Source organism: Verminephrobacter aporrectodeae subsp. tuberculatae At4 (assembly GCF_000193225.1).
In the GTDB taxonomy this organism is placed as follows: domain Bacteria; phylum Pseudomonadota; class Gammaproteobacteria; order Burkholderiales; family Burkholderiaceae_C; genus Acidovorax; species Acidovorax aporrectodeae.
In genome coordinates this window covers 1-855 of record NZ_AFAL01000167.1, presented here as the reverse complement: position 1 = coordinate 855, position 855 = coordinate 1, and the positions used below count along the sequence as shown (strand labels likewise).

Sequence of the window (855 nt, the reverse complement as noted above, 5' to 3'; positions counted from 1 at the left end):
GTGCCCGCGCACACCGTGGTCACCACGGGATCCTGGGTCGGCGCGCTACCGATGCCGGCGGACACCGACATCCTGGTCCGCTTCCCCGGCCTGGGCGAGGTGGGCCTGCGCGCGGGGCGGGTGCACGCCGCGCCCGATGCCTCCACGGCGCAAGCCCATTGACTCCCTCCGAGCGGAAGAACCCCATGTCCCCATTGTTCGATCTGAGCGGACGCACGGCGCTCATCACCGGGGCTGCGCGCGGCCTGGGCCTGGCCTTTGCGCAGGGCCTGGCCGAGGCCGGCGCGCGCGTCATCGTCAACGCCCGCAGCACCGCGCAGCTTGCGCTGGCGGCCGAGCAGCTGCGCGCCCGGGGCCATGACGCGCAGGATCTGCCGTTCGACGTGACCGACGAAGCGGCAGTCGCCGCGGCCTTCGACGCGCTGGACCAGCGCGGCATCGCGATCGACATCCTGATCAACAACGCCGGCATACAGCACCGCATGCCCCTGGTCGACCTCGAACTCCGGGACTGGCAGCGCGTGATCGACACCAACCTCACCAGCGCCTTCATCGTCGGCAAGCAGGCCGCCAAGCGCATGATCGCGCGCGGCCGCGGGGGCAAGATCATCCACATCGGCTCGCTGACCAGCGAGGCCGCGCGCGCGACGGTCGCGCCGTACACCGCAGCCAAGGGCGGGATCAAGATGCTCGCGCGCGCGATGGCGGCCGAATGGGCGCAGTTCGGCATCCAGGTGAACGCGATCGGGCCGGGCTACATACAGACCGAGATGAACACCGCGCTGATGAACAACCCCGATTTCGACGCCTGGGTCAAGGCCAGCAACCCGGCCAAGCGCTGGGGCCAACCCGAGG

The 855-nt window shown here is 70.8% G+C and carries 1 protein-coding gene; it reads left to right on the top strand.

Translation table 11 applies throughout. From position 1 onward, the window contains the following. Positions 1-185: 185 nt before the first annotated feature. The coding region (locus tag VTU_RS0105545; RefSeq protein WP_010101704.1) for an SDR family NAD(P)-dependent oxidoreductase at positions 186-855 on the top strand (670 nt) is incomplete at its 3' end.